This is a genomic window from Nitratireductor alexandrii (assembly GCF_004000215.1).
GTDB lineage: Bacteria > Pseudomonadota > Alphaproteobacteria > Rhizobiales > Rhizobiaceae > Mangrovimarina > Mangrovimarina alexandrii.
Genome location: NZ_RBVY01000005.1, coordinates 293,443 through 311,899 on the forward strand (window position 1 = coordinate 293,443; position 18,457 = coordinate 311,899).

Here is an 18,457-nt window from a genome sequence, read left to right on the forward strand (position 1 = left end):
TCGGCCGCGCCGGAGAGTTCATCAAGCGGGGAAATTCAATGACCATCAACGCACCGCTCCTGTCGCGCATCATGGAGATCGAAAAGGACTGGATCGACTATAACGGCCACCTCAACATGGCCTATTACAATGTGCTGTTCGATCGCTGTTCCGACGAGGCGTTCGAATTGATGGGCATGGGTCCCGACTATGCCAGCGCGCGCAGGCTGACGATCTACACCGCCGAAGTCCATGTCTGTTACGTCCGCGAACTGCATCTGGGCGATCGTGTCCGCGTCTCCTTCAATCTCATCGACCATGACGACAAGCGCCTGCGCGCCTACCAGGAGATCCATCATCTCGACGGCTGGCTGGCCGCGACGTCGGAAACGCTGTCCCTGCATATCGACATGGCCGGGCCGCGGGTCGCCGCCTTTCCCGACGACATAAGGCAAAGGGTTGAGGCGGTGCGCGCCGCCCACCGGGCCTTGCCGATGCCCGAACGCGCCGGCCGCTCGATCGCGATCCGGCGCAAATCCAACTAGGCTGGGCGATGAATCTCTTCGCCAAGCGCGCGATCGTCGCGCTCAGGGGCTGGGTCGGCCCGAACTGGCGCGATTTCCGCAAGGAACGCCAGCCGCTGGTCTTGTGCCTGGCGCTGGCGATCGGCCTTGGCGCCGGCATTGCCGCGATCATCTTCCGCGAACTGATCGGCATCGCGCAATGGTTCTGGCTCGGCAGCCGCTCCGAACAGACCCTGACGGCCGCCGCCGGCATGCCGTGGTGGGTGATCGTCGCCGGCCCGGTCGTCGGCGGCCTCGTCGTGGGCCTCCTGCTGCAGCGCATTTCCGTGCGCCGCGCCGGCGGCGTCGCCGACGTCATCGAGGCGCGCGCCTTTACCGGACGCAAGCTCGGCATGGCCGACGGGTTGTGGTCGGCGCTGGTCTCGGCCATCTCGGTCGGCAGCGGCGCCAGCGCCGGACGCGAGGGGCCGATCGTGCATCTCGGCGCAACGCTCGGCGGGGTGATCGCGCGCCGCGCCGCGCTGCCGGAATGGTGCCGTCGCACCCTGCTTTCGGCGGGCGTGGCAAGCGCGGTCGCCGCCTCCTTCAACGCCCCGTTCGCCGGCGTGCTGTTCGCCCACGAGGTGGTTTTGGGCCATTATGCGCTGCGCTCCTTCGTGCCGATCATGATCGCCTCGACCGCCGGCAGCGTCCTGTCCAGGCTGTGGTTCGGGCCCGACGCCTCCTTTTCCGTGCCGGCCTACGCGGTCGCTTCCTATTGGGAATTTCCCGCCTTCGTGCTTCTCGGCCTGGTCTCGGCCGTGGTCGCGATCCTGTTCCAGTTCGCGCTGTTCATCGCCGATTTCGCCGCCCGCCGCGTGGATATTCCGCTCTGGACCCGGCCGGTGGCCGGCGGTGTGCTGGTCGGGGCGGTCGGCGTCTTTTTTCCGCATATTCTGGGTGTCGGTTACGAGCTCACCGACCTGGCCCTGTCGGAGCAACTGCCGCTGGCGCTCGTCTTGTCGCTGATCGTGCTGAAGACGGTGGCGACGGCAATCTCGCTTGCGGCGCGCTTCGGCGGCGGCGTGTTCGCGCCGGCGATGGTGGTCGGCGCGCTCACCGGCAGCGCCTTCGGCATGATCGCCTCCGGTCTTTTCCCCGACATGGCCTCCAGCGGCGGCCTCTACGCCATGCTCGGCATGGGCGCGGTCGCCGGCGCCGTGTTCGGCGCGCCGATCTCCACGGCGATGATCGTGTTCGAACTGACCGGCGGCTACGCGCTCGCCATCGCGCTGTTGCTGACGGTGGCCGTGGCTCAGGGCGTCATTCAGGCCGTGCACGGTCATTCCTGGTTCCAGTGGCAGTTGCGCCTGCGCGGCCTCGACGTGCGCGAGGGCCCGCACAAGCCGCTCGGCGCCTCGGTGCGGGTGATGGATTTCATGGAGCCGGTCGCCGCTGGCGGCGAGCCCCTCGCCTATGACCCCGAACGCGGCGGCACGGCGCTCAAACCGACCGACACGCTCGATGCGGCACTGCGCGCCCTCGACACTGGCGGCCATGAACGCCTGCCGGTCGTCGACCCTGCCGACTCCACCCGCATCATCGCCTGGGTCAGCCTGGTGGCGGCACTGCGCCACTTCAACCAGGCCCTCGTCCAGACCTCGGTCGAGGAGCATCGTTGATGCGCGCAGGAACCGTCCCGGCCGGCGCAACACATTGTTAACCTTAACGAAACGTTAATGTGGACAGCCGAAGCCCGGCCTTGAACGCATAGGCCGACTCGCAACAGATGGCTCGGGAAACGGGTGAGGCGACGGGCACTTACAACGATATCGAGGTGATGGCGTGACGACTGACGTCCAGGCGCTGGCGCAAACGCTTGCCCGAGACCGGCGCTTTTCCGACTATGATTTTTGGCGGGCCAAGAACAATCTCGAAAACGCGATCCACGCCATCGCCGGACGCAACGAACCGATCCCGATCGATTATCTGCGATGGCGCGCCGTGGTGCGCGAGGTTCGCCATCTCCGGCAGGAGGGGTGAGCCCGACTGCTTATGCTGGTGCGGGTTTGCGGTGCGTCGGCCGTTCGACCGCAACGCAATAGCCCCAGCCCGGCCGGCAGTTTCCAAGCGCGCCGTCGGGAGCAGACATCGAGCCTGACCGGCCCGCCGTACGCATCCCCACGCCCCATCATCCGGCACACGCGGGTTTGTTCCCGGGCAAACACCGGTTAGACTGGCGCAAAATGGGGGGTGGGAGTGCTTTCTCGCGGGGAAGCAACACGCGCGAAAACCGTCGTCGTGCTGGCGGCGCTCGCCTTGGCAGCCTGTGCCGGGCCTGGCCGACGCGCCACGGACGGGCCACGGTTTTACGCCAATCCGGGCCGGCCCGCCCCGGCGCCGCAAATCGTCGGCTGGACCGACCATCTGGCCAAGATGGCGCTCAAGCTGTTTCCGCAAAAGGACACGCTGCCGCCCGACCATTGGCTGACGCCCGCGCAGGCCGAAGCACAATTCGAGAGCGCACGCGCGGCGCGGCTGGCGCTCACCTGGTTCGGGCACTCCACCTTCCTGATCCGGATCGGCGGCCATGCCGTCCTCACCGATCCCGTGCTTGGCAATCGTGTCGGGCCCGGACATTTGCATCTGCATCGCCTGCCGCCTTTGCGCCCCGACCCCGGTCTGATCCGGCGTCTCGACGCGATCGTCATCTCCCATGCCGACTACGACCATCTCGACATCGCCAGCCTGAAAAGGCTCGCCGGTCGTTTTCCCCATGCGCGCGTTTTCGTCCCCGAGGGCACGGCGTTCCTGGTCCGGCGGGCGGGCTTTGCCCGTGTCGAAGAAATGCGCTGGTACGAGACGGCGCGGCTCGACGGCCTGTCGATCACCGCCGTACCGGCCATTCACGGCGTGCGCCGCCCGCCTTTTGCCATCGACAGCATGCATTGGGCCGGTTTCGTGATCGGCGACAGGCAAAACAGGGTCTATTTCGCCGGCGATACCGCCAAGGATCAAGCGATCTTTTCAGACATGCGCCGGCGCCTGGGTCCCGTCGACGTGGCCTTGGTGCCGACCGGCGCCTGGTCCCCGCACCGCTTCCAGCGTCCCTACCATGTCGATCCGGCCGAGGCCGCGGAACTGGCCAAGATGCTCGGCGCGCGGCTGGCCGTGGGCATGCATTGGGGCACATTCGCGCTTTCCGAGGATCCGCCGGCCGAGCAGAAACGGCGTTTTCTGGCCGCCGCGACGACCCAAACCCGCACGACCGTGTTCCGGATCGGCGAAACCCGCGTTCTGGCGCGGTAGGCTTTGTCGCGGCGGGCAGGTCCGTCGCGAAAAAAGCCGCCGCGGGCCGGGCGGGACAGGCGCTCGTCTGCCGATTCGTTGGCCAGGAGGGGAAACCGGGAAAATCCGTCCTGTTCGCCGTACCGCCGCGCCCGGTTGACGCGGCCCGCAGCACGACGGAAACGGCCGATGGCGAAAAATGGTTCCGCTGACGGGCTTTGGCGGTGACAGGCGCCGCGCCGCTGGCCTTTCTGGCGCGAATCACTACATTCAAGGCAATGTCCAGCCGCCCAGACGATTTGCCCATCCACCAAGGGGACGAGATGTCCGCGCCGCCCGCCGCCGGCGGCGGACTGGCCGCGCGCGCCATGGCCGCCCGCCATCCACGGGCGCCCGACTATCTCGCCGGCCTCAACCCCGAACAGCGGCGCGCGGTCGAGACCACCGAGGGCCCGGTGCTGGTGCTGGCCGGCGCCGGCACCGGCAAGACACGGGTTTTGACCACCCGCATCGCCCATATCCTGGCGACCGGACGCGCCTGGCCGAGCCAGATTCTGGCCGTCACCTTCACCAACAAGGCCGCGCGCGAGATGAAGAGCCGTGTCGGGCTTCTGGTCGGCGAACAGGTCGAGGGCATGCCCTGGCTCGGCACCTTTCACTCGATCGGCGTCAAGCTCCTGCGCCGCCATGCCGAACTCGCCGGGCTGAAACGCGACTTCACCATTCTCGACACCGACGACCAGATCCGGCTGCTCAAGCAGTTGATCCAGGCCGAGGGGCTCGACGACAAGCGCTGGCCGCCGCGCCAGTTCGCCCAGATGATCGACGGCTGGAAGAACAAGGGCCTGTCGCCGGCCCAAATCCCCGAGGGCGATGCCCGCGCCTTCGCCAATGGCAAGGGCCGCGAACTCTACGCCGCCTATCAGGAGCGGCTGAAAACGCTGAACGCCTGCGATTTCGGCGATCTTTTGCTGCATCCGATCCGGCTTTTGCGCGAAAATCCCGATATTTTGCGCGAATATCAGCAGAAATTCCGCTATATTTTGGTGGACGAGTATCAAGATACCAACACCGCGCAATATATGTGGCTGCGCCTGCTGGCGCAGCGGCCGCAGGCGCAACGCTCCGCCGCGGCCCGGGCGCCGGCCGCGAGCGCGCCCGCGGACGAAGGCTCCGAGGTCGACCTGGGTTCGGCCGGTCAGGCCGACGGTGCAAGGGAAAATCGGCAGGTAAACATTTGCTGCGTCGGCGACGACGACCAGTCGATCTACGGCTGGCGCGGCGCCGAGGTCGACAACATTCTGCGCTTCGACAAGGACTTTCCCGGCGCCGCCGTGATCAGGCTGGAACGCAACTACCGCTCCACCGCCCATATCCTTGGCGCGGCCTCGCACCTGATCGCCCACAATGAGGGCCGGCTCGGCAAGACGCTGTTCACCGAGCAGCCCGACCCCGACGACGCCAGGGTGATGGTGCACGCCGCCTGGGATTCGGAGGAGGAAGCGCGCGGCGTCGGCGAGGAGATCGAGGCGCTGCAGGCCAAGGGTCACGCCCTCAACGACATGGCGATCCTGGTGCGCGCCTCCTTCCAGATGCGCGAATTCGAGGACCGGTTCGTCACGCTCGGCCTCAATTACCGCGTCATCGGCGGCCCGCGCTTTTACGAGCGCGCCGAGATCCGCGACGCCATGGCCTATTTCCGCGTCGTCGCCCAGGGTGCCGACGACCTCGCCTTCGAGCGCATCGTCAACGTGCCCAAGCGCGGCCTGGGCGAGGCCTCGGTGCGCCAGGTGCACGACACGGCGCGCGCGCTCGGCGTGCCGATGCTGGAGGCCGCCCGCCAGCTCGCCGAGAGCGACGAGATGAAGCCCAAGCCGCGCGCGGCGCTGCGCCAGGTGGCGGCCAATTTCGCCCGCTGGCAGGAGCTGTTGGACACCACCCCGCATACCGAGCTCGCCGAGACGATTTTGGAGGAATCCGGCTATACCGACATGTGGAAGAACGACCGTTCGGCCGACGCGCCCGGACGGCTGGAAAACCTCAAAGAGCTGATCCGCTCGATGGAGGACTATGAAAGCTTGCGCGGCTTCCTCGAACATGTCGCGCTGGTGATGGACACCGAGCAGGACGAAAATCTCGACGCCGTCTCCGTCATGACGCTGCATTCGGCCAAGGGGCTGGAATTCGAGACCGTGTTCCTGCCCGGCTGGGAGGAAGGGCTCTTTCCCCATCAGCGCGCGCTCGACGAGGGCGGCCGCTCCGGGCTGGAGGAAGAACGCCGCCTGGCCTATGTCGGGCTCACCCGGGCCAAGAAGAACCTGCATCTCTGGTTCACCTCAAACCGCCGCGTGCACGGGCTGTGGCAGTCGACCATCCCGTCGCGCTTTCTCGACGAACTGCCCGAGGCCCATGTCGAAGTCGCCGAGACCGGCCAGAACTACGGCGGCTACGCCTCCGGCGGCGGCCAGGGCAATTATGGCGGCCGGCGCAACCCCTATGGCGCCTCGCGCTTCGACGAGGCCGGCGGCTCGTTTTCCAACACCTACGCCACGCCGGGCTGGAAACGCGCCCAGCAAAACCGCACCGAGGCGACCGACCGCAACTGGGGCACGCGCTCCGGCCACGGCGTCGAACGCATCGGCTACGGCGAGACCGATTCGGGCTACGGCGCCGGGCGCGGCTCGGTCAAGGGCCGGGTGATCGACGGCGAACTGGTCGCCAAATCCGTCGCCGACCAGCCCTCGTCCTTTGCGGTCGGCGACCGCGTCTTCCACCTGAAATTCGGCAACGGCAACGTCGCCTCGGTGGAGGGCAACAAACTCACCATCGATTTCGACAAGGCCGGCCAGAAACGCGTGCTCGACGGGTTCGTGGAAAGGGTGTGAGGTGGAGGGGTGGGGGACGAACCATACAATACCTTGAACCATTTCAAGGCGGTGACGACCTACAGGCTCCTTGTAGCTCCTGCTGACGATAATTACTTTCTCGCTCGCTGGTGTAGAATTAATAGCCTACATGCCGAGTTTTTTTGGCAAGCACAGCAGGCAATCGAAAAATACATGAAGGCCGGGCTTGTTGTTAACGATGTCCCCGCACACGGGCTTAGTCATGACTTGTCAGCTGCTTTTGAACGATTCGAATTGAATTTCGGGGATCTAACACCTCGAAGTTTCAAGAAGCCACCCACACTAAAGAACGAATTGTGGCGCCCGAAGACAACCGAGCTTTTTCTGAAAAAAATCGAGATGCAGGGTCACCCTGATAGTCGTTATCGATTGATATCTTGGTTCAAAGAGCCGAGCGATCTCTTCATGCTTGACCAGCTTGTTTTCTCGCTTCGGCGAATGACGGTCGGGATGCAATGGACGGTCGGCACGGATTGGAAAGTTCCTGCCAGTCAAAAACGATACGTTGGTAGACGGTTCGATGACATTCTGAGGAACTATCCACGATTTCAGCCGCGAGGCAGAATCAAGATACCTACTGGGCCAGCCAATGTTGCAGGCGACCGGATCGAAGACGCACTGTTCGCCTGGAATTTCTCCTATCGTCGGTCTCGTCACGACACAGACAGGAAAGCACCCGCTTCAGTCGCTTCATCGATGCCAGCCGCTTCTAACTCCGAAACCTACCTGATGTATCGTCGAATGGAGAACGCTTCACGGGCAACTACGCCTATTCTGCTGGATGGCGTGCGATGGTTCATTGATCATTTCCATCTCGATAAGCGTACGAAGAAATCATTCGAACAGAAGCTGGCGGAGGCTGCTCAACGCTCCTAAAGCATGTCGCCCTTGACCTGCTTCAGGATTCCCAAGGTGACTCTGGCAAGATTCGTTGCGGTTTGAAGGAGAACCGCGATGGGGAAACCGGCTCGCTGGAGCCGCGCCGGCAGGGGCAAAGCGCCGGGCCGGGGCAAACTGGCGCCTCACGCCGGCTTCGTGCGCTGTCGGATGGCGCAGGCCGGGTAACTGACGCTGGACGAACTCTGCGTCGAACTGAAGGCGCGCGGCTGCGTCGTGTCTCGATCGAGCATCGGTCGGCTGCCGCACCGCCTGGGCCTCAGCCACAAAAAACTCTGCGCGCCAGCGAGCAGCTGGGGCCTGAGGTGAAGGCGGCACGGGAGGCCTGGACGACAGGCCGAAAGCCGTTCATCGCCAAAGCCTTGGCCCGCCTCGTCTTCATCGACGAAACCTCGACCAATACCAAGCTGAGCAAGCGCACCGGCTGGTCGCCAAAGGGAGAGCGCTACCTGGCGCATGTGCCCTTCGGGCGCTGGCGTACACAGACCTTCGTCGCCAGCCTGCGCAGCCACGGCCTCGTCGCTCCCTGGATCGTCGAGGGTGCGATGAACGGCGAGATATTCGAACGCTACGTCAATACGCAACTTGCGCCGGCGTTGAGCCGAGGCGACGTGGTCATCCTCGATAATGTCCATGTCCCGCTGTGTTCCGCGCAATTTGTGTGTATCAAACTGCTTTCTGCTGCATATGGGCGCAAATGTGCAGCAGAAAATTTCTGATGCACATGAAGCCCGTCTGTCGCCTCCGGCAACGCTCCCCGTACTTGTGCCGGCACTCAGCGCCGCTACCCGCGCGCCTCGCGGAGCGCCCGGTCGAGCACGGCAAACACCGGTTCCGGGCATTGGGCGACGTTGAAGCGCAGGAAGCCGGTTGCCGATTGCGACACGCTGAACACGTTGCCGGGCGCAAGCACCACCTCATGCTCGAGCGCCCGCCGCGCGACGTCGGCGGCGTCCACGCCCTGCGGCAGCGCGCACCACAAGAACATGCCGGCCTGCGGCTCGAGCCAGGGTTTCAGGCCGATCCGTTTCAGCCTCGTCCCCGCCTCCGCGCGGGCGCGCGCCAGCCGGGTCCTGAGCGTCTCGCAATGCTTGCGGTAGACGCTGTCGGTCAGAACGCGCAGCACCAGCGCCGCGTCCAGCCGGCCGCCGCCGAACGTGGTGGCGATCTTCAGATCGACGAGCCGCTCCACCCAGTCGCCGCGCGCGGCGATGAAACCGCAACGCGCCGACGCCGACAGGGTTTTGGAGAAACTGCCGATCTGGATCACCCGCTCGAGCCCGTCGAAGGCGGCGAGCCGTGGCGCGGGCCGATGCTCGAAATCGGCGAAAATGTCGTCCTCGACCACGGTCACGGAAAAGTCTTCGGCAAGCTTCAGCACCCGGTGCGCCGTCGCCGCCGACAGCGTCGCGCCGGTCGGGTTGTGGATCGCGGCATTGGTGATGTAGAGCTTCGGCCGATGGGCGGCGAGCGCCGCGGCAAAGGCGGCAACGTCGGGCCCGCTCGGCGTGTGCGCGACGCCGACCACGGTGACGCGATGGGCGCGCAGCAGCGCCTGGAAGTTGAAATAGCACGGATCGTCCACAAAAACCGTGTCGCCGGGCTCCAGAACAAGCCGGCAGATCAGGTCGATTGCCTGCGTGCCGGACTCCGTCAGCACGATCCGCTCGGGTGCGGCTTCCACGCCCTTGTCGGCCAGGCGCCGCGCGATCAGCTGGCGCAGCGGCGCCAACCCCAGCGGCGTTGCGTAATCCGCCAGCACCGCCTCGTCGGCGCGCGCCAAACCGCGCAGCGCCCTGCGCACGGCCTCCTGCGGCAGCCAGGACGGCGGCAGCCAGCCGCAACCCGGCTTGAGGGCGGTCGCGCCCGCCTCCAGCGACTGGCGCGACACCCATAGCGGATCGATCGCCCGGTCGCGCCGTGGCCCGACCCGGGCCAGCTCCAGCGGCGCGGCCTGGGCCGCGACGTAAAAACCCGAGCCCGGGCGCGCGCCGATCAACCCCTCGGCAACCAGCCGGTCATAGGCCTCGACCACGGTCGAGGGCGACACACCGGCCATGCGCGCCATCTGGCGGATCGACGGCAGCCGCGCCCCGGCCGTCAGGGCGCGGCCGGCGACACGCTGCCGGATCGTCTCCATCACCATCGCCACACGGCCGCCGCCCCGGTCTGGAATCGTCATCCGTATTGCATCCGTTATCGGTACAGTTTGGCCAGATTGTATCGCACCGTTTCTTCCAGAAATAGCCCTGCCGGGCGATAGCGAGGCTCCAACGCGAAGGAAACGGCATGGACAGAACGACACAAGGCTGGATCGCCGGCTTGATCGGCGTGGTGATCTTTTCCGCCTCCTTGCCGGCCACCCGCGTGGCGGTGCTCGATTTCGATCCGGTGTTTTTGACCGTCGCGCGCGCCGCCATCGCCGGCCTGCTCGCGATCACCCTGTTGCGGGGCCTCGGCGCGGCGCGTCCCGCTCGCGCCGACCTGCCCTCGCTCGCCATCGTGGCGCTGGGCGTCGTCGTCGGTTTTCCGCTGTTGACCGCGCTGGCGCTCAAACACGTCACCGCGGCCCATTCGATCGTCTTTATCGGCCTTTTGCCGCTCGCCACCGCCATCTTCGCCGTCCTGCGTGGCGGCGAGCGGCCGAGGCCGGCCTTCTGGCTGTTTTCTGGCCTCGGCAGCGCGCTCGTCGTCGGCTTCGCCCTGGCGCAGGGCGTCGCCGCCTCGCCGGTCGGCGACCTGTTGATGCTGGCGGCGGTCCTGGTCTGCGGGCTGGGTTATGCCGAGGGCGCCAGGCTCTCGCGCAGGCTCGGCGGCTGGCAGGTGATCTCGTGGGCGCTCGTCCTGTCGCTACCGGCGATGGCCCTGCTCAGCATCATCACCATGCCGCGAACGTTTATCGGCATCGGCGTCCCCGCCTGGATCGGCCTTGCCTATGTGTCGCTGTTCAGCATGCTGATCGGGTTCTTCTTCTGGTATCGCGGCCTGGCCGCGGGCGGCATCGCCACGGTCGGCCAGCTCCAGCTCCTGCAGCCGTTCTTCGGCTTCGCGCTCGCGGCCGGTCTGCTCGGCGAGCCGGTGACGACCGCCATGCTCACCGTCACCGTCGCGGTGATCGCCTGCGTGGCCGGCGCGCGCCGCTATGCCGGCTGAAATCAGCCACGAACATTGCCGGCCTGCTGTCGTTTCATCGCGCGCTCGGTGAGCGAGACCCACCACAACAGTCCCACGCCGAGGAAAAACACCCCCAGCCCGCCGAAAAAACCGGCAAAGAAAATGCCGATGGTCGCCAGATCGTTCATGTCGGGCCTCCCGTCCCGGATCGCCTGCATCGCCGAGGCGCCCGCCCGACGCGCAGACGCCGGCTTCAACGCCGAATGACGTCGCCGAAGATGCCGGATCATGACGGCATTCGCCAAAAATGCTGTCATGATCCGCAGGTCGCCGCACGCTCCGCAAAAAATACAAGCACCATGCGGCGGCCAAAGCGTTGATGTCGGTCAAGCCGCGCCCGAGGGGTCCAGCACCTCGCGAATGACCACGGCCTGGTTGTGCCGTTCGTCGCGGGCCGAATAGACCAGCGTGAGCGGGCCGTCGCGGCCGTGCGCCCGCAACGCCTCGAGCAGGTCGCGACGCTGGTCGAGCTCGTCGCGATAGCGCCGGCGAAAAACCTCCCAACGCTCGGGATCGTGGCCGAACCATGTGCGCAACGCCGTCGAGGGGCCGATTTCGGGCATCCACAGATCGACCGCGGCCTTGGCCTTCGAGAGGCCGCGCGGCCAGACCCGGTCGACCAGAACCCGAAACCCGTCATCGGCCGCGGCCGGCTGATAGATCCGCTTTATCCGCACCGTGTGCATGTGCGTGCTCCCGATCGGCAGCCCCCGCCTTGATGCGGCACTCTAGCCCGGTTCGAAGCCGGGCGGAATGGCGGCCGCCTCCGCCCGACAGAGGGTGGCGCGACTACACGCAGAACGTGCCGGCGGCCTTTACCCGATCTCAAAAACCCACCGGCCAAGGTGGGGATGCAGGCCAATCCCTGCACCGCCTTCCCCCAAGGCGGGGTGCTCCTCCCTTCCGTCGTGGCCCCCTGCGACGGAAGGGCTCCACCCTCGGCGAGCGGCTTGGCACCGCGACGGGTCAGGCCCGTGACAGCGGCTCCCATTTGTCCAAAAATGCTTCGATTCCAAGGGCTTGCATATCCGGCACGGCCTCGAACAATCTCGTCTCCGGCCAGTCCCACCAGCCGAGCCGCATGATGCGCTCCACGGTCGGCGCGGAAAAGCGCGCCCGCAGCATCCGCGCCGGCGCGCCGGCGACGATGGCAAACGGCGCGACATCCCCGGTCACGACCGCGTTGGCGCCGACGACCGCGCCGGTGCCCACCCGCACGCCGGGCAGGATCACCGCGCCATGGCCGATCCACACATCGTGGCCGATGGTGACGGGTTTTGCCCGCCGTTGCGCGCGAAACGCCTGGTCGACGCCGAGATAGCGGAAATATTCGTTCGGCCTGTAGCTGATCTTGTGGCTGGTCAGGCGCTCGATCGGGTGCTCGAGCGCGTTGATGCGGGTATTGGCCGCGATCGAGCAGAATTTGCCGATCTCGGCGTAGATCGCCTCGCCGTGGCGCTCGAAATAGGAATAGTCGCCGACCGTGACCTCGCGCAAAACGACGCGCTCGCCGATCGCCACGTGGCGGCCGAGCCGGCAGGCCTTCAGCGTTGCGGTGGAATGAATGCGCGGGGCCGGATCGGTAAATCGCAAATCGGCGCTGTCGCTCATCTCCGCTCCCCGGCTGGCGTAAGGGGGACGGCTTCGGGCCGTCCCCAGCCTTAAAAGCCGGTCTGGCGGCAACCGGCAAGCCCTATTGCGGCTTGCCCTGGCTCCACACGACCTCCTGGCCGTAGAGCGGCACGGTCGAGATCGCCATCTTGGCCGAGCCGTCCTGAACCTGGCGGGTATTCGACAGATAGATCAGCGTGTCGTTGGCCTTGTCGTAGATGCGGTTGACCACCTGCTTCTTCCAGATCAGGCTGATGCCCTGCTTGAAGACTTCCTCGCCGCCTTCGCCGAGCGCGATGTCGCCGATCGTGATCGGCCCGGTCTGCCGGCACGACAGCGCGCTGTTGGAGGGGTCCTCGAACCAGTTCCCCTTTTGCAGCCGGTCGATCATGCCGCGCTCGAAATAGGCGACATGGCAGGTCACGCCTTCCACCTTGGGATCGCGGATCGCCTCCACGATGATGTCGTTGCCGAGCCAGTCGACGCCGACCTCGCCCACTTCCTGGGCGCGCGCGCCGGTGGCCGCCGCGCCGGCGACCAGCAAGATTGCGGCAAGAACAAGAATGCGGTTCATCGAATACTCCTCAACGCTGTGACGGGCAGATGGGGCGTGCGCGGCGCCCCCGCAAGGGGCCCGGCGCGTGCGCGACCAAAAGCCCCTTTGCCAGCGACCTGCCGACACATTATTTTGTTGGTGAGAGGAAATACAATGTCCGTGCGCCGCGCCACCCAAACAACGTTGTTGGTCGCCGCCCTCGCCGCAGGCTCCGGCGTGGTGTTTGCCATGTGGGCGCAACAGGGACCTGAAATTTTCCTCGCGGTCGTCGAAAACGGTTTGGCCTGGTGTTTTTGAGATCGCTTCGACACGGATTTCGGCAGGCAGGATAAAAACACCATGATGCGCGGCGTTCTGATCGGCATTCTTTTTCTCATGGCCGGCGCCGTCGGCTGGCTGACATTCGACTGGTACCGCACCACCTATGGCGGCGGGGAAGCCTTCGGCGCCCCGTTCACGCTCGTCGACCAGAAGGGCGCAGAAATCACCGAGGCCGCTTTCAAGGGCAGCCCGACCGCGCTGTTCTTCGGTTTCACCCATTGTCCGGAAGTGTGCCCGACGACGCTCTACGAACTCGACGGCTGGCTCGCCCAGCTCGGCGAGGAGGGCGAGGAGATCGAAGCCTATTTCGTCTCCATCGACCCCGAGCGCGACACGCCGGACGTGCTCGACCGCTATGTCGCCAACGTGTCGGAGCGCATCACCGGCATCACCGGCGAGCCGCAGAAAGTCGCGGAAATGGCCAAGGCGTTCAAGATCTACGCCAAGAAGGTGCCGCTCGACGGCGGCGACTACACGATGGACCACACCGCGTCCGTGCTGCTTCTGGGCCGCGATGGCGACTTTTTCGGCACCATCGCCTATGGCGAGAACGCCGAGACCGCGATCGCCAAGCTGAAGCGGCTGGCCAACGAAAGCTGACCGGTAAAGCCGACCGACGGTCGCCGCCGGCAGCATTGCAGGATCAAGCCACGCCCACGCCGCTGCTTGCACGCCGGCCGCCGATCGGGCAGGAAGGCCGGCGCATGCGCGGCCCAGCTCCCCGCCCCGGCCCGCGTGCGCCCTGACAGCCGACCTGCCCGGACCTCCCGCCATGCAATGCCGTTTGTTCTTTTCAGCCCCGGAACCCGACGCCAGAAGGCTCTATGAGCTTCTCGATGTCGAGTTCGAGCGCGACGGCCACACCATCGCCATCACCGAAATCGACGAGGCGGCCGGCCTGCACAGTGTCGAGCTCTACGTCGACGAGGCCGGGCTGGACGAGGCGCGGGCGCGCATGCACGCCGTGGTGGCGCGCGCCGGTGTCGAGGGCGCGATCGAGACGGAGACCCTGCCCGACATCGACTGGGTGGCGCGGTCGCTCGAGGGGCTGAAACCGGTGCGCGCCGGCCGGTTCCTGGTTCATGGCGCCCACGACCGCGACCAGGTGCGCGCAAACGACCTGTCGATCGAGATCGAAGCCGCCCAGGCATTCGGCACCGGTCATCACGGCACCACCGCCGGCTGCCTGGAAATGATCGCCGACGTCGTGCGGCGCGAACGCCCGGCCAGCGTGCTCGATCTCGGCACCGGCAGCGGGGTGCTTGCGATCGCGGTCGCGAAACTGGCGCATGTGCCGGTCCTGGCCACCGATATCGATCCGATCGCGACCGCCGTCGCGGCGCGCAACATGCGGCTCAACCGCGTTGGCGCCGATGTCGACGCGGTGACGGCGACGGGTTTCCGCCATCGCGAAATCGCCCGGCGCGCGCCCTACGACCTGATTGTCGCAAACATCCTCGCCCGGCCGCTGATGCAGCTCGCCCCCGGCATGGCCCGGCACCTGCGCCCGGGCGGCTCGCTGATCCTGTCGGGAATCCTCGCACGCCAGCGCAATGCGGTGATCGCCGCCTATGCCGGACAGCGCTTCGGCCATGTCCGCACACTGACGCGCGGCGAATGGGTGAGCCTGCATCTCAAGCGTTAGATCGCCCGACAACCGGCGTTTTCTTCCGGCTGCCAACAAAAAAGAGCGGCTTCGTCGGAAGCCGCTCGTCCCGGCGCGGGCTGGAGGTCGCCGCCCGCGCGCCAATCCGTAAAACCGGGCCTAGTAGAAATAATAGCCCGTGCTGCGCTTCTTCAGCTCGGCGCGGCTGTAGCCATTGGCTTTCAGCGTCTCGTCGTCGAGCATCAACAGCGCACCGTTGACGTAGTGGTTGGCCTGACGCATGCGGGCCTCGACCATTCTGTCGAGTGCGTTACGGAAAAACCCACGTGTCTGTGCCATGTCTAAACCTCGCAATTGGAAGAAATGTCCTCCACGCTCCTTAGGTAGGCTCGGCGAGCGCGTTCCACCAGCGCCGGAGACGCATGGAAGCCATGCGCTTGTTGCAATGCAACAAAATCTATGCCGCACCTGCGAAAACCGTTCGCCATTGCCTCGCTTGTCGGGCCCGACTACGGTCTGCCGGATTTGATGGAGAGCAGAGACCGCGATGTTCCAGAACTTCGACACCGTTTCCGATCCGTCCCTGGCGGCAGGCCGGGTGGCGCGCCTGCGCACAAGGCTCGCGCAGGCGGGTGTCGACGGGTTTCTGGTGCCGCGCGCCGACGAGCATCAGGGAGAATACGTGCCGGCCTGCGCCGAGCGACTGGCTTGGATCACCGGCTTTACCGGCTCGGCCGGCGTCGCGCTGATCATGGAAGACAAGGCATGGCTGTTCGTCGACGGCCGCTACACGCTGCAGGGCCGGACCCAGACCGATCCCGGCCTGTTCGAGATCGTCGATCTGGTCGAGACGCCGCCGGCCGTCTTCCTGCGCACGCGCTTGCCGGCGGGCGCCCGGATCGGGTTCGATCCCTGGCTGCACACGATCGACGAAGCCAGGAAGCTGCGAAAGGCGCTCGGCGAAGGCGGCGGCGCGCTGCTGGCGCTCGACGAGAACCCACTCGACGCGGTCTGGCAGGACCGGCCGGCGCCGCCGCTGAAGCCGGTCGCGATCCATCCCGAGCGTTATGCCGGCCGGCTGGCGCGCGACAAGCTCGCCGACCTCGCCGCGGCGGTCGGCGCCGCCAAGGCCAGCCACACCGTGCTCACCGATCCAGCCTCATTGTGCTGGGCCTTCAACATTCGCGGCGGCGACGTGCCGCATACCCCGTTGGCACTGGGGTTTTCGATCCTGCCCGCCGAAGGCCGGCCGCAACTTTTCATCGACAAGCGCAAGCTGCCGATGAAGACGGAAGCCTATCTGACCCAGCTCGCCGACCTTCAGCCGCCCTCGGCGTTGGAAGACGCCCTCGCCGACCTGGCCGGGAGCGGGGTCAAAATCGGGCTCGATCCCGCGCTTGCCGCCGAAAAGCTCAGGCTGGTCGTCGAGGATCGCGGCGGCACCGTCATCGCCCTGCCCGACCCCGCCCGCCTGCCGCGCGCAACCAAGAACGCGGCCGAACTGGCCGGAAGCCGGGCCGCGCATCGGCGCGACGGTGTCGCCGTCACCCGCTTCCTCGCCTGGCTCGACCGCCAGCCGGCCGGCACCGTCGACGAAATCGGCGCCGTGCGGGCCCTCGAGGATGCCCGGCGCACCGCCGGCGAGGCGGCGCAGATGCCGCTGCGCGACATCTCCTTCGACACGATTTCCGGCGCCGGCCCGAACGGCGCCGTCATCCACTACCGGGTGACGAACGCGACCAGCCGCACGCTCGGCCCCGGCGAGCTTTTTCTGGTCGATTCGGGCGGGCAATACGAGGACGGCACCACCGACATCACCCGCACGGTCGCCATCGGCGCGCCGAACGCGGAAATGCGCGAGCGTTACACGCTGGTGCTCAAGGGGCTGATCGGCATCACGGTGCTGAAATTTCCGCCCGGCACCCGCGGCAGCGACATCGACGCCGTCGCCCGCATGGCGCTGTGGAAGGCCGGCCTCGATTACGGCCACGGCACCGGCCACGGCGTCGGTTCCTACCTGTCCGTGCACGAAGGCCCCCAGCGCCTGGCCAGGACGGGAACCGAAAAGCTGCTTGCCGGCATGATCCTGTCCAACGAGCCCGGCTACTACAAGGAAGGCGCCTACGGCATCCGCATCGAAAACCTGATCGTCGTCGGCGAGGCGACGCCCGTTCCCGGCGGCGACAAGCCGATGCACGGTTTCGAGACGCTGACGCTCGCCCCCTTCGACCGCCGGCTGATCGCCGAGGACTTGCTGACCAAAGAGGAACTGCAATGGCTCGACGGCTACCACGCCCGCGTGCTGGCCGAGATCGGGCCGATGCTGGACGGCGAGGACCGCGCCTGGCTGGAACGCGCCGCCGCGCCGCTGGCCCGCCACTGACCGCCCGGATTAAGCGTTTACAGGCGAAACGGAAGCCGGTTCACCGTTCAAAAAACGTTTCAAAACAATAAGGTGAAGCCGATCTGCGATTGCGTGAAAAGCAGACCGGCTCTAGCCGAAAAACTGGCGCCCGGCGATCAGCACCGCGGCCCCGCCGAAAAACACGCTCATCATGCCGCCGCGCAGCCCGATCAGGCCGGCGGCGACCAGCGCCAGCGCCTCGGCCGGCCCGGCCGTGTAGGCGGCCGGCGCCACCAGCGTCGTCAGCACCGCCGTCGGCACCGCGTTCAGCCCCGCCTCCACGCGCGGATGGATGCGCGAAAACCGCGACAGCACGAGATGGCCGCCGCACCGCGTCAGATAGGTCAGCACCGCGCTGGCCAGGATGATCCAGGTGATCTGGCTCATACGCCCTGCCCCGACTGGTCCGGCGGCGGATCGTCGTAATCCGCCCGCGCCTGCGGGCTCGGCGGCATCGCCGCCGCCAGCACGACGCCCGCCAGCGCGCCGACCGAGATGTGCCACGGCGATCCGATCGCCTTGTAGGCCAAGATCGACACGACCGCGCTGACCAGCACCACCGGCAACCACAGCGGCCGGTTGCGGAAACCGACGACGAGGCCGAGAAAATAGATCGGCAGCAGGAAGTCGATGCCGAGCGCGTGCGGATCGGGGATCAGCGAACCGAAGCGCGCGCCGAGCCAGGAATTGAACACCCAAAACACATAGACCGGCAGCGCCATGCCCAGATACCAGGCAAAGCCGACCGACCGGCCGCTTTCGCCGCGGCGCTCCGCTTCCGCGTATTGCGGATCGACCAGGAAGAAAAAGCCGACGGCCTTTTGCCAGGCGGTCCACCCGCCCATGCGCCGCCCGACGGCGGCGGAATAAAGGATATGGCGGAAATTGACGGCGAAGATCGAAAACACCACCAGCCAGGGGGCGATCGTCTGGCCGAACAGTTCCAGGCCGACCATCTGGCTGGCGCCGGCGAAAATGGTCGCGCTCATCAACACGACCTCGAATTCGCTGAACCCGTTCTGGATCGCCAGTGCGCCGAACAGGGCGGCGAAGGGCGCCACCGCCACGATGATCGGCAGGCCGAGCCGCACCCCGGCCCAGAATTCGGACGTGCCGTCGGACGCATAGCTTGTTTCTACGGACATGGGCTCTCCAGAACCGGCCTTATGTAGGAACGCGCGGCCGGCCTGTCACATGAATTCGCTTGAGCCA

The 18,457-nt window shown here is 66.4% G+C and carries 20 protein-coding genes; 12 read left to right on the forward strand and 8 right to left on the reverse strand.

Annotated elements, in window-relative coordinates:
- Nucleotides 1-38 precede the first annotated feature (38 nt).
- From EP380_RS13610 to EP380_RS13640, 7 genes are all read left to right on the forward strand, one after another.
- Nucleotides 39-524 carry a thioesterase family protein gene (locus EP380_RS13610; protein ID WP_127598985.1) on the forward strand — a complete coding sequence of 162 codons (486 nt, stop codon included), beginning with the start codon at nucleotides 39-41 and terminating at the stop codon, nucleotides 522-524.
- Between the two features lie 8 nt (nucleotides 525-532).
- Nucleotides 533-2,164 carry a chloride channel protein gene (locus EP380_RS13615; protein ID WP_127598986.1) on the forward strand — a complete coding sequence of 544 codons (1,632 nt, stop codon included), beginning with the start codon at nucleotides 533-535 and terminating at the stop codon, nucleotides 2,162-2,164.
- A gap of 163 nt (nucleotides 2,165-2,327) precedes the next feature.
- Entirely contained in the window at nucleotides 2,328-2,525 is a 198-nt protein-coding gene (locus tag EP380_RS13620) for a hypothetical protein (RefSeq protein WP_106571583.1), read from the forward strand.
- A gap of 216 nt (nucleotides 2,526-2,741) precedes the next feature.
- Nucleotides 2,742-3,791, forward strand: a complete 1,050-nt coding sequence (locus EP380_RS13625; RefSeq protein ID WP_127598987.1) for an MBL fold metallo-hydrolase — start codon at nucleotides 2,742-2,744, stop codon at nucleotides 3,789-3,791.
- Between the two features lie 257 nt (nucleotides 3,792-4,048).
- Entirely contained in the window at nucleotides 4,049-6,655 is a 2,607-nt protein-coding gene (locus tag EP380_RS13630) for an ATP-dependent helicase (RefSeq protein WP_127598988.1), read from the forward strand.
- 33 nt (nucleotides 6,656-6,688) lie between these two features.
- A complete protein-coding gene (locus EP380_RS13635) occupies nucleotides 6,689-7,552 on the forward strand; it encodes a hypothetical protein (protein WP_127598989.1) in 864 nt (287 codons plus the stop codon).
- A gap of 62 nt (nucleotides 7,553-7,614) precedes the next feature.
- Nucleotides 7,615-8,292 (forward strand): transposase, encoded by a 678-nt coding sequence (locus tag EP380_RS13640; protein WP_164749850.1) that lies wholly within the window; start codon nucleotides 7,615-7,617, stop codon nucleotides 8,290-8,292.
- Between the two features lie 65 nt (nucleotides 8,293-8,357).
- On the opposite strand, the gene EP380_RS13645 is transcribed toward EP380_RS13640, so the two are convergent.
- Nucleotides 8,358-9,755 (reverse strand): aminotransferase-like domain-containing protein, encoded by a 1,398-nt coding sequence (locus tag EP380_RS13645; RefSeq protein WP_127598991.1) that lies wholly within the window; start codon nucleotides 9,753-9,755, stop codon nucleotides 8,358-8,360.
- Nucleotides 9,756-9,862: 107 nt separating this feature from the next.
- On the opposite strand from EP380_RS13645, the gene EP380_RS13650 reads away from it, so the two are divergent.
- Nucleotides 9,863-10,726 (forward strand): DMT family transporter, encoded by an 864-nt coding sequence (locus EP380_RS13650; RefSeq protein WP_127598992.1) that lies wholly within the window; start codon nucleotides 9,863-9,865, stop codon nucleotides 10,724-10,726.
- Nucleotides 10,727-10,728: 2 nt separating this feature from the next.
- Here EP380_RS13650 and EP380_RS23585 read toward each other — a convergent pair whose 3' ends face one another.
- From EP380_RS23585 to EP380_RS13665, 4 genes are all read right to left on the reverse strand, one after another.
- Nucleotides 10,729-10,875: a hypothetical protein gene (locus EP380_RS23585; protein ID WP_164749851.1), complete on the reverse strand. Its 147-nt coding sequence runs from the start codon at nucleotides 10,873-10,875 to the stop codon at nucleotides 10,729-10,731.
- A gap of 198 nt (nucleotides 10,876-11,073) precedes the next feature.
- Nucleotides 11,074-11,433 (reverse strand): DUF488 domain-containing protein, encoded by a 360-nt coding sequence (locus EP380_RS13655; RefSeq protein WP_127598993.1) that lies wholly within the window; start codon nucleotides 11,431-11,433, stop codon nucleotides 11,074-11,076.
- 280 nt (nucleotides 11,434-11,713) lie between these two features.
- Nucleotides 11,714-12,358, reverse strand: a complete 645-nt coding sequence (locus EP380_RS13660) for a DapH/DapD/GlmU-related protein (RefSeq protein WP_127598994.1) — start codon at nucleotides 12,356-12,358, stop codon at nucleotides 11,714-11,716.
- 82 nt (nucleotides 12,359-12,440) lie between these two features.
- On the reverse strand, nucleotides 12,441-12,932 hold the full coding sequence (locus EP380_RS13665) for a CreA family protein (protein WP_106571575.1): 492 nt from the start codon (nucleotides 12,930-12,932) through the stop codon (nucleotides 12,441-12,443).
- A gap of 135 nt (nucleotides 12,933-13,067) precedes the next feature.
- On the opposite strand from EP380_RS13665, the gene EP380_RS23590 reads away from it, so the two are divergent.
- The 3 genes from EP380_RS23590 to EP380_RS13675 all read left to right on the forward strand — a co-directional run bounded on the left by EP380_RS23590 (nucleotide 13,068) and on the right by EP380_RS13675 (nucleotide 14,880).
- On the forward strand, nucleotides 13,068-13,211 hold the full coding sequence (locus tag EP380_RS23590; protein WP_164749852.1) for a hypothetical protein: 144 nt from the start codon (nucleotides 13,068-13,070) through the stop codon (nucleotides 13,209-13,211).
- A 42-nt stretch (nucleotides 13,212-13,253) separates the two neighbouring features.
- Nucleotides 13,254-13,835, forward strand: a complete 582-nt coding sequence (locus EP380_RS13670) for an SCO family protein (protein ID WP_127598995.1) — start codon at nucleotides 13,254-13,256, stop codon at nucleotides 13,833-13,835.
- Nucleotides 13,836-14,007: 172 nt separating this feature from the next.
- Complete coding sequence (locus EP380_RS13675) at nucleotides 14,008-14,880, forward strand: 50S ribosomal protein L11 methyltransferase (RefSeq protein WP_127598996.1); 873 nt, start codon at nucleotides 14,008-14,010, stop codon at nucleotides 14,878-14,880.
- Between the two features lie 120 nt (nucleotides 14,881-15,000).
- Here EP380_RS13675 and EP380_RS13680 read toward each other — a convergent pair whose 3' ends face one another.
- Nucleotides 15,001-15,180, reverse strand: a complete 180-nt coding sequence (locus EP380_RS13680; RefSeq protein ID WP_106571568.1) for a hypothetical protein — start codon at nucleotides 15,178-15,180, stop codon at nucleotides 15,001-15,003.
- 208 nt (nucleotides 15,181-15,388) lie between these two features.
- On the opposite strand from EP380_RS13680, the gene EP380_RS13685 reads away from it, so the two are divergent.
- A complete protein-coding gene (locus tag EP380_RS13685) occupies nucleotides 15,389-17,224 on the forward strand; it encodes an aminopeptidase P family protein (protein WP_127598997.1) in 1,836 nt (611 codons plus the stop codon).
- 111 nt (nucleotides 17,225-17,335) lie between these two features.
- On the opposite strand, the gene EP380_RS13690 is transcribed toward EP380_RS13685, so the two are convergent.
- Entirely contained in the window at nucleotides 17,336-17,632 is a 297-nt protein-coding gene (locus EP380_RS13690; protein ID WP_106571566.1) for an AzlD family protein, read from the reverse strand.
- Nucleotides 17,629-18,390: an AzlC family ABC transporter permease gene (locus tag EP380_RS13695; RefSeq protein ID WP_106571565.1), complete on the reverse strand. Its 762-nt coding sequence runs from the start codon at nucleotides 18,388-18,390 to the stop codon at nucleotides 17,629-17,631. The genes EP380_RS13690 and EP380_RS13695 overlap by 4 nt, the downstream gene beginning before the upstream one ends.
- Between the last annotated feature and the right edge of the window lie 67 nt (nucleotides 18,391-18,457).

Bases quoted from the DNA above. Each gene is read 5' to 3' on its own strand.
- EP380_RS13610 (WP_127598985.1), top strand. From the start codon at position 39: ATGACCATCAACGCACCGCTCCTGTCGCGCATCATGGAGATCGAAAAG.
- EP380_RS13615 (WP_127598986.1), top strand. From the start codon at position 533: ATGAATCTCTTCGCCAAGCGCGCGATCGTCGCGCTCAGGGGCTGGGTC.
- EP380_RS13630 (WP_127598988.1), top strand. From the start codon at position 4,049: ATGTCCAGCCGCCCAGACGATTTGCCCATCCACCAAGGGGACGAGATG.
- EP380_RS13645 (WP_127598991.1), bottom strand. From the start codon at position 9,755: ATGACGATTCCAGACCGGGGCGGCGGCCGTGTGGCGATGGTGATGGAG.
- EP380_RS13650 (WP_127598992.1), top strand. From the start codon at position 9,863: ATGGACAGAACGACACAAGGCTGGATCGCCGGCTTGATCGGCGTGGTG.
- EP380_RS23585 (WP_164749851.1), bottom strand. From the start codon at position 10,875: ATGAACGATCTGGCGACCATCGGCATTTTCTTTGCCGGTTTTTTCGGC.
- EP380_RS13655 (WP_127598993.1), bottom strand. From the start codon at position 11,433: ATGCACACGGTGCGGATAAAGCGGATCTATCAGCCGGCCGCGGCCGAT.
- EP380_RS13660 (WP_127598994.1), bottom strand. From the start codon at position 12,358: ATGAGCGACAGCGCCGATTTGCGATTTACCGATCCGGCCCCGCGCATT.
- EP380_RS13665 (WP_106571575.1), bottom strand. From the start codon at position 12,932: ATGAACCGCATTCTTGTTCTTGCCGCAATCTTGCTGGTCGCCGGCGCG.
- EP380_RS23590 (WP_164749852.1), top strand. From the start codon at position 13,068: ATGTCCGTGCGCCGCGCCACCCAAACAACGTTGTTGGTCGCCGCCCTC.
- EP380_RS13670 (WP_127598995.1), top strand. From the start codon at position 13,254: ATGATGCGCGGCGTTCTGATCGGCATTCTTTTTCTCATGGCCGGCGCC.
- EP380_RS13675 (WP_127598996.1), top strand. From the start codon at position 14,008: ATGCAATGCCGTTTGTTCTTTTCAGCCCCGGAACCCGACGCCAGAAGG.
- EP380_RS13680 (WP_106571568.1), bottom strand. From the start codon at position 15,180: ATGGCACAGACACGTGGGTTTTTCCGTAACGCACTCGACAGAATGGTC.
- EP380_RS13685 (WP_127598997.1), top strand. From the start codon at position 15,389: ATGTTCCAGAACTTCGACACCGTTTCCGATCCGTCCCTGGCGGCAGGC.
- EP380_RS13690 (WP_106571566.1), bottom strand. From the start codon at position 17,632: ATGAGCCAGATCACCTGGATCATCCTGGCCAGCGCGGTGCTGACCTAT.
- EP380_RS13695 (WP_106571565.1), bottom strand. From the start codon at position 18,390: ATGTCCGTAGAAACAAGCTATGCGTCCGACGGCACGTCCGAATTCTGG.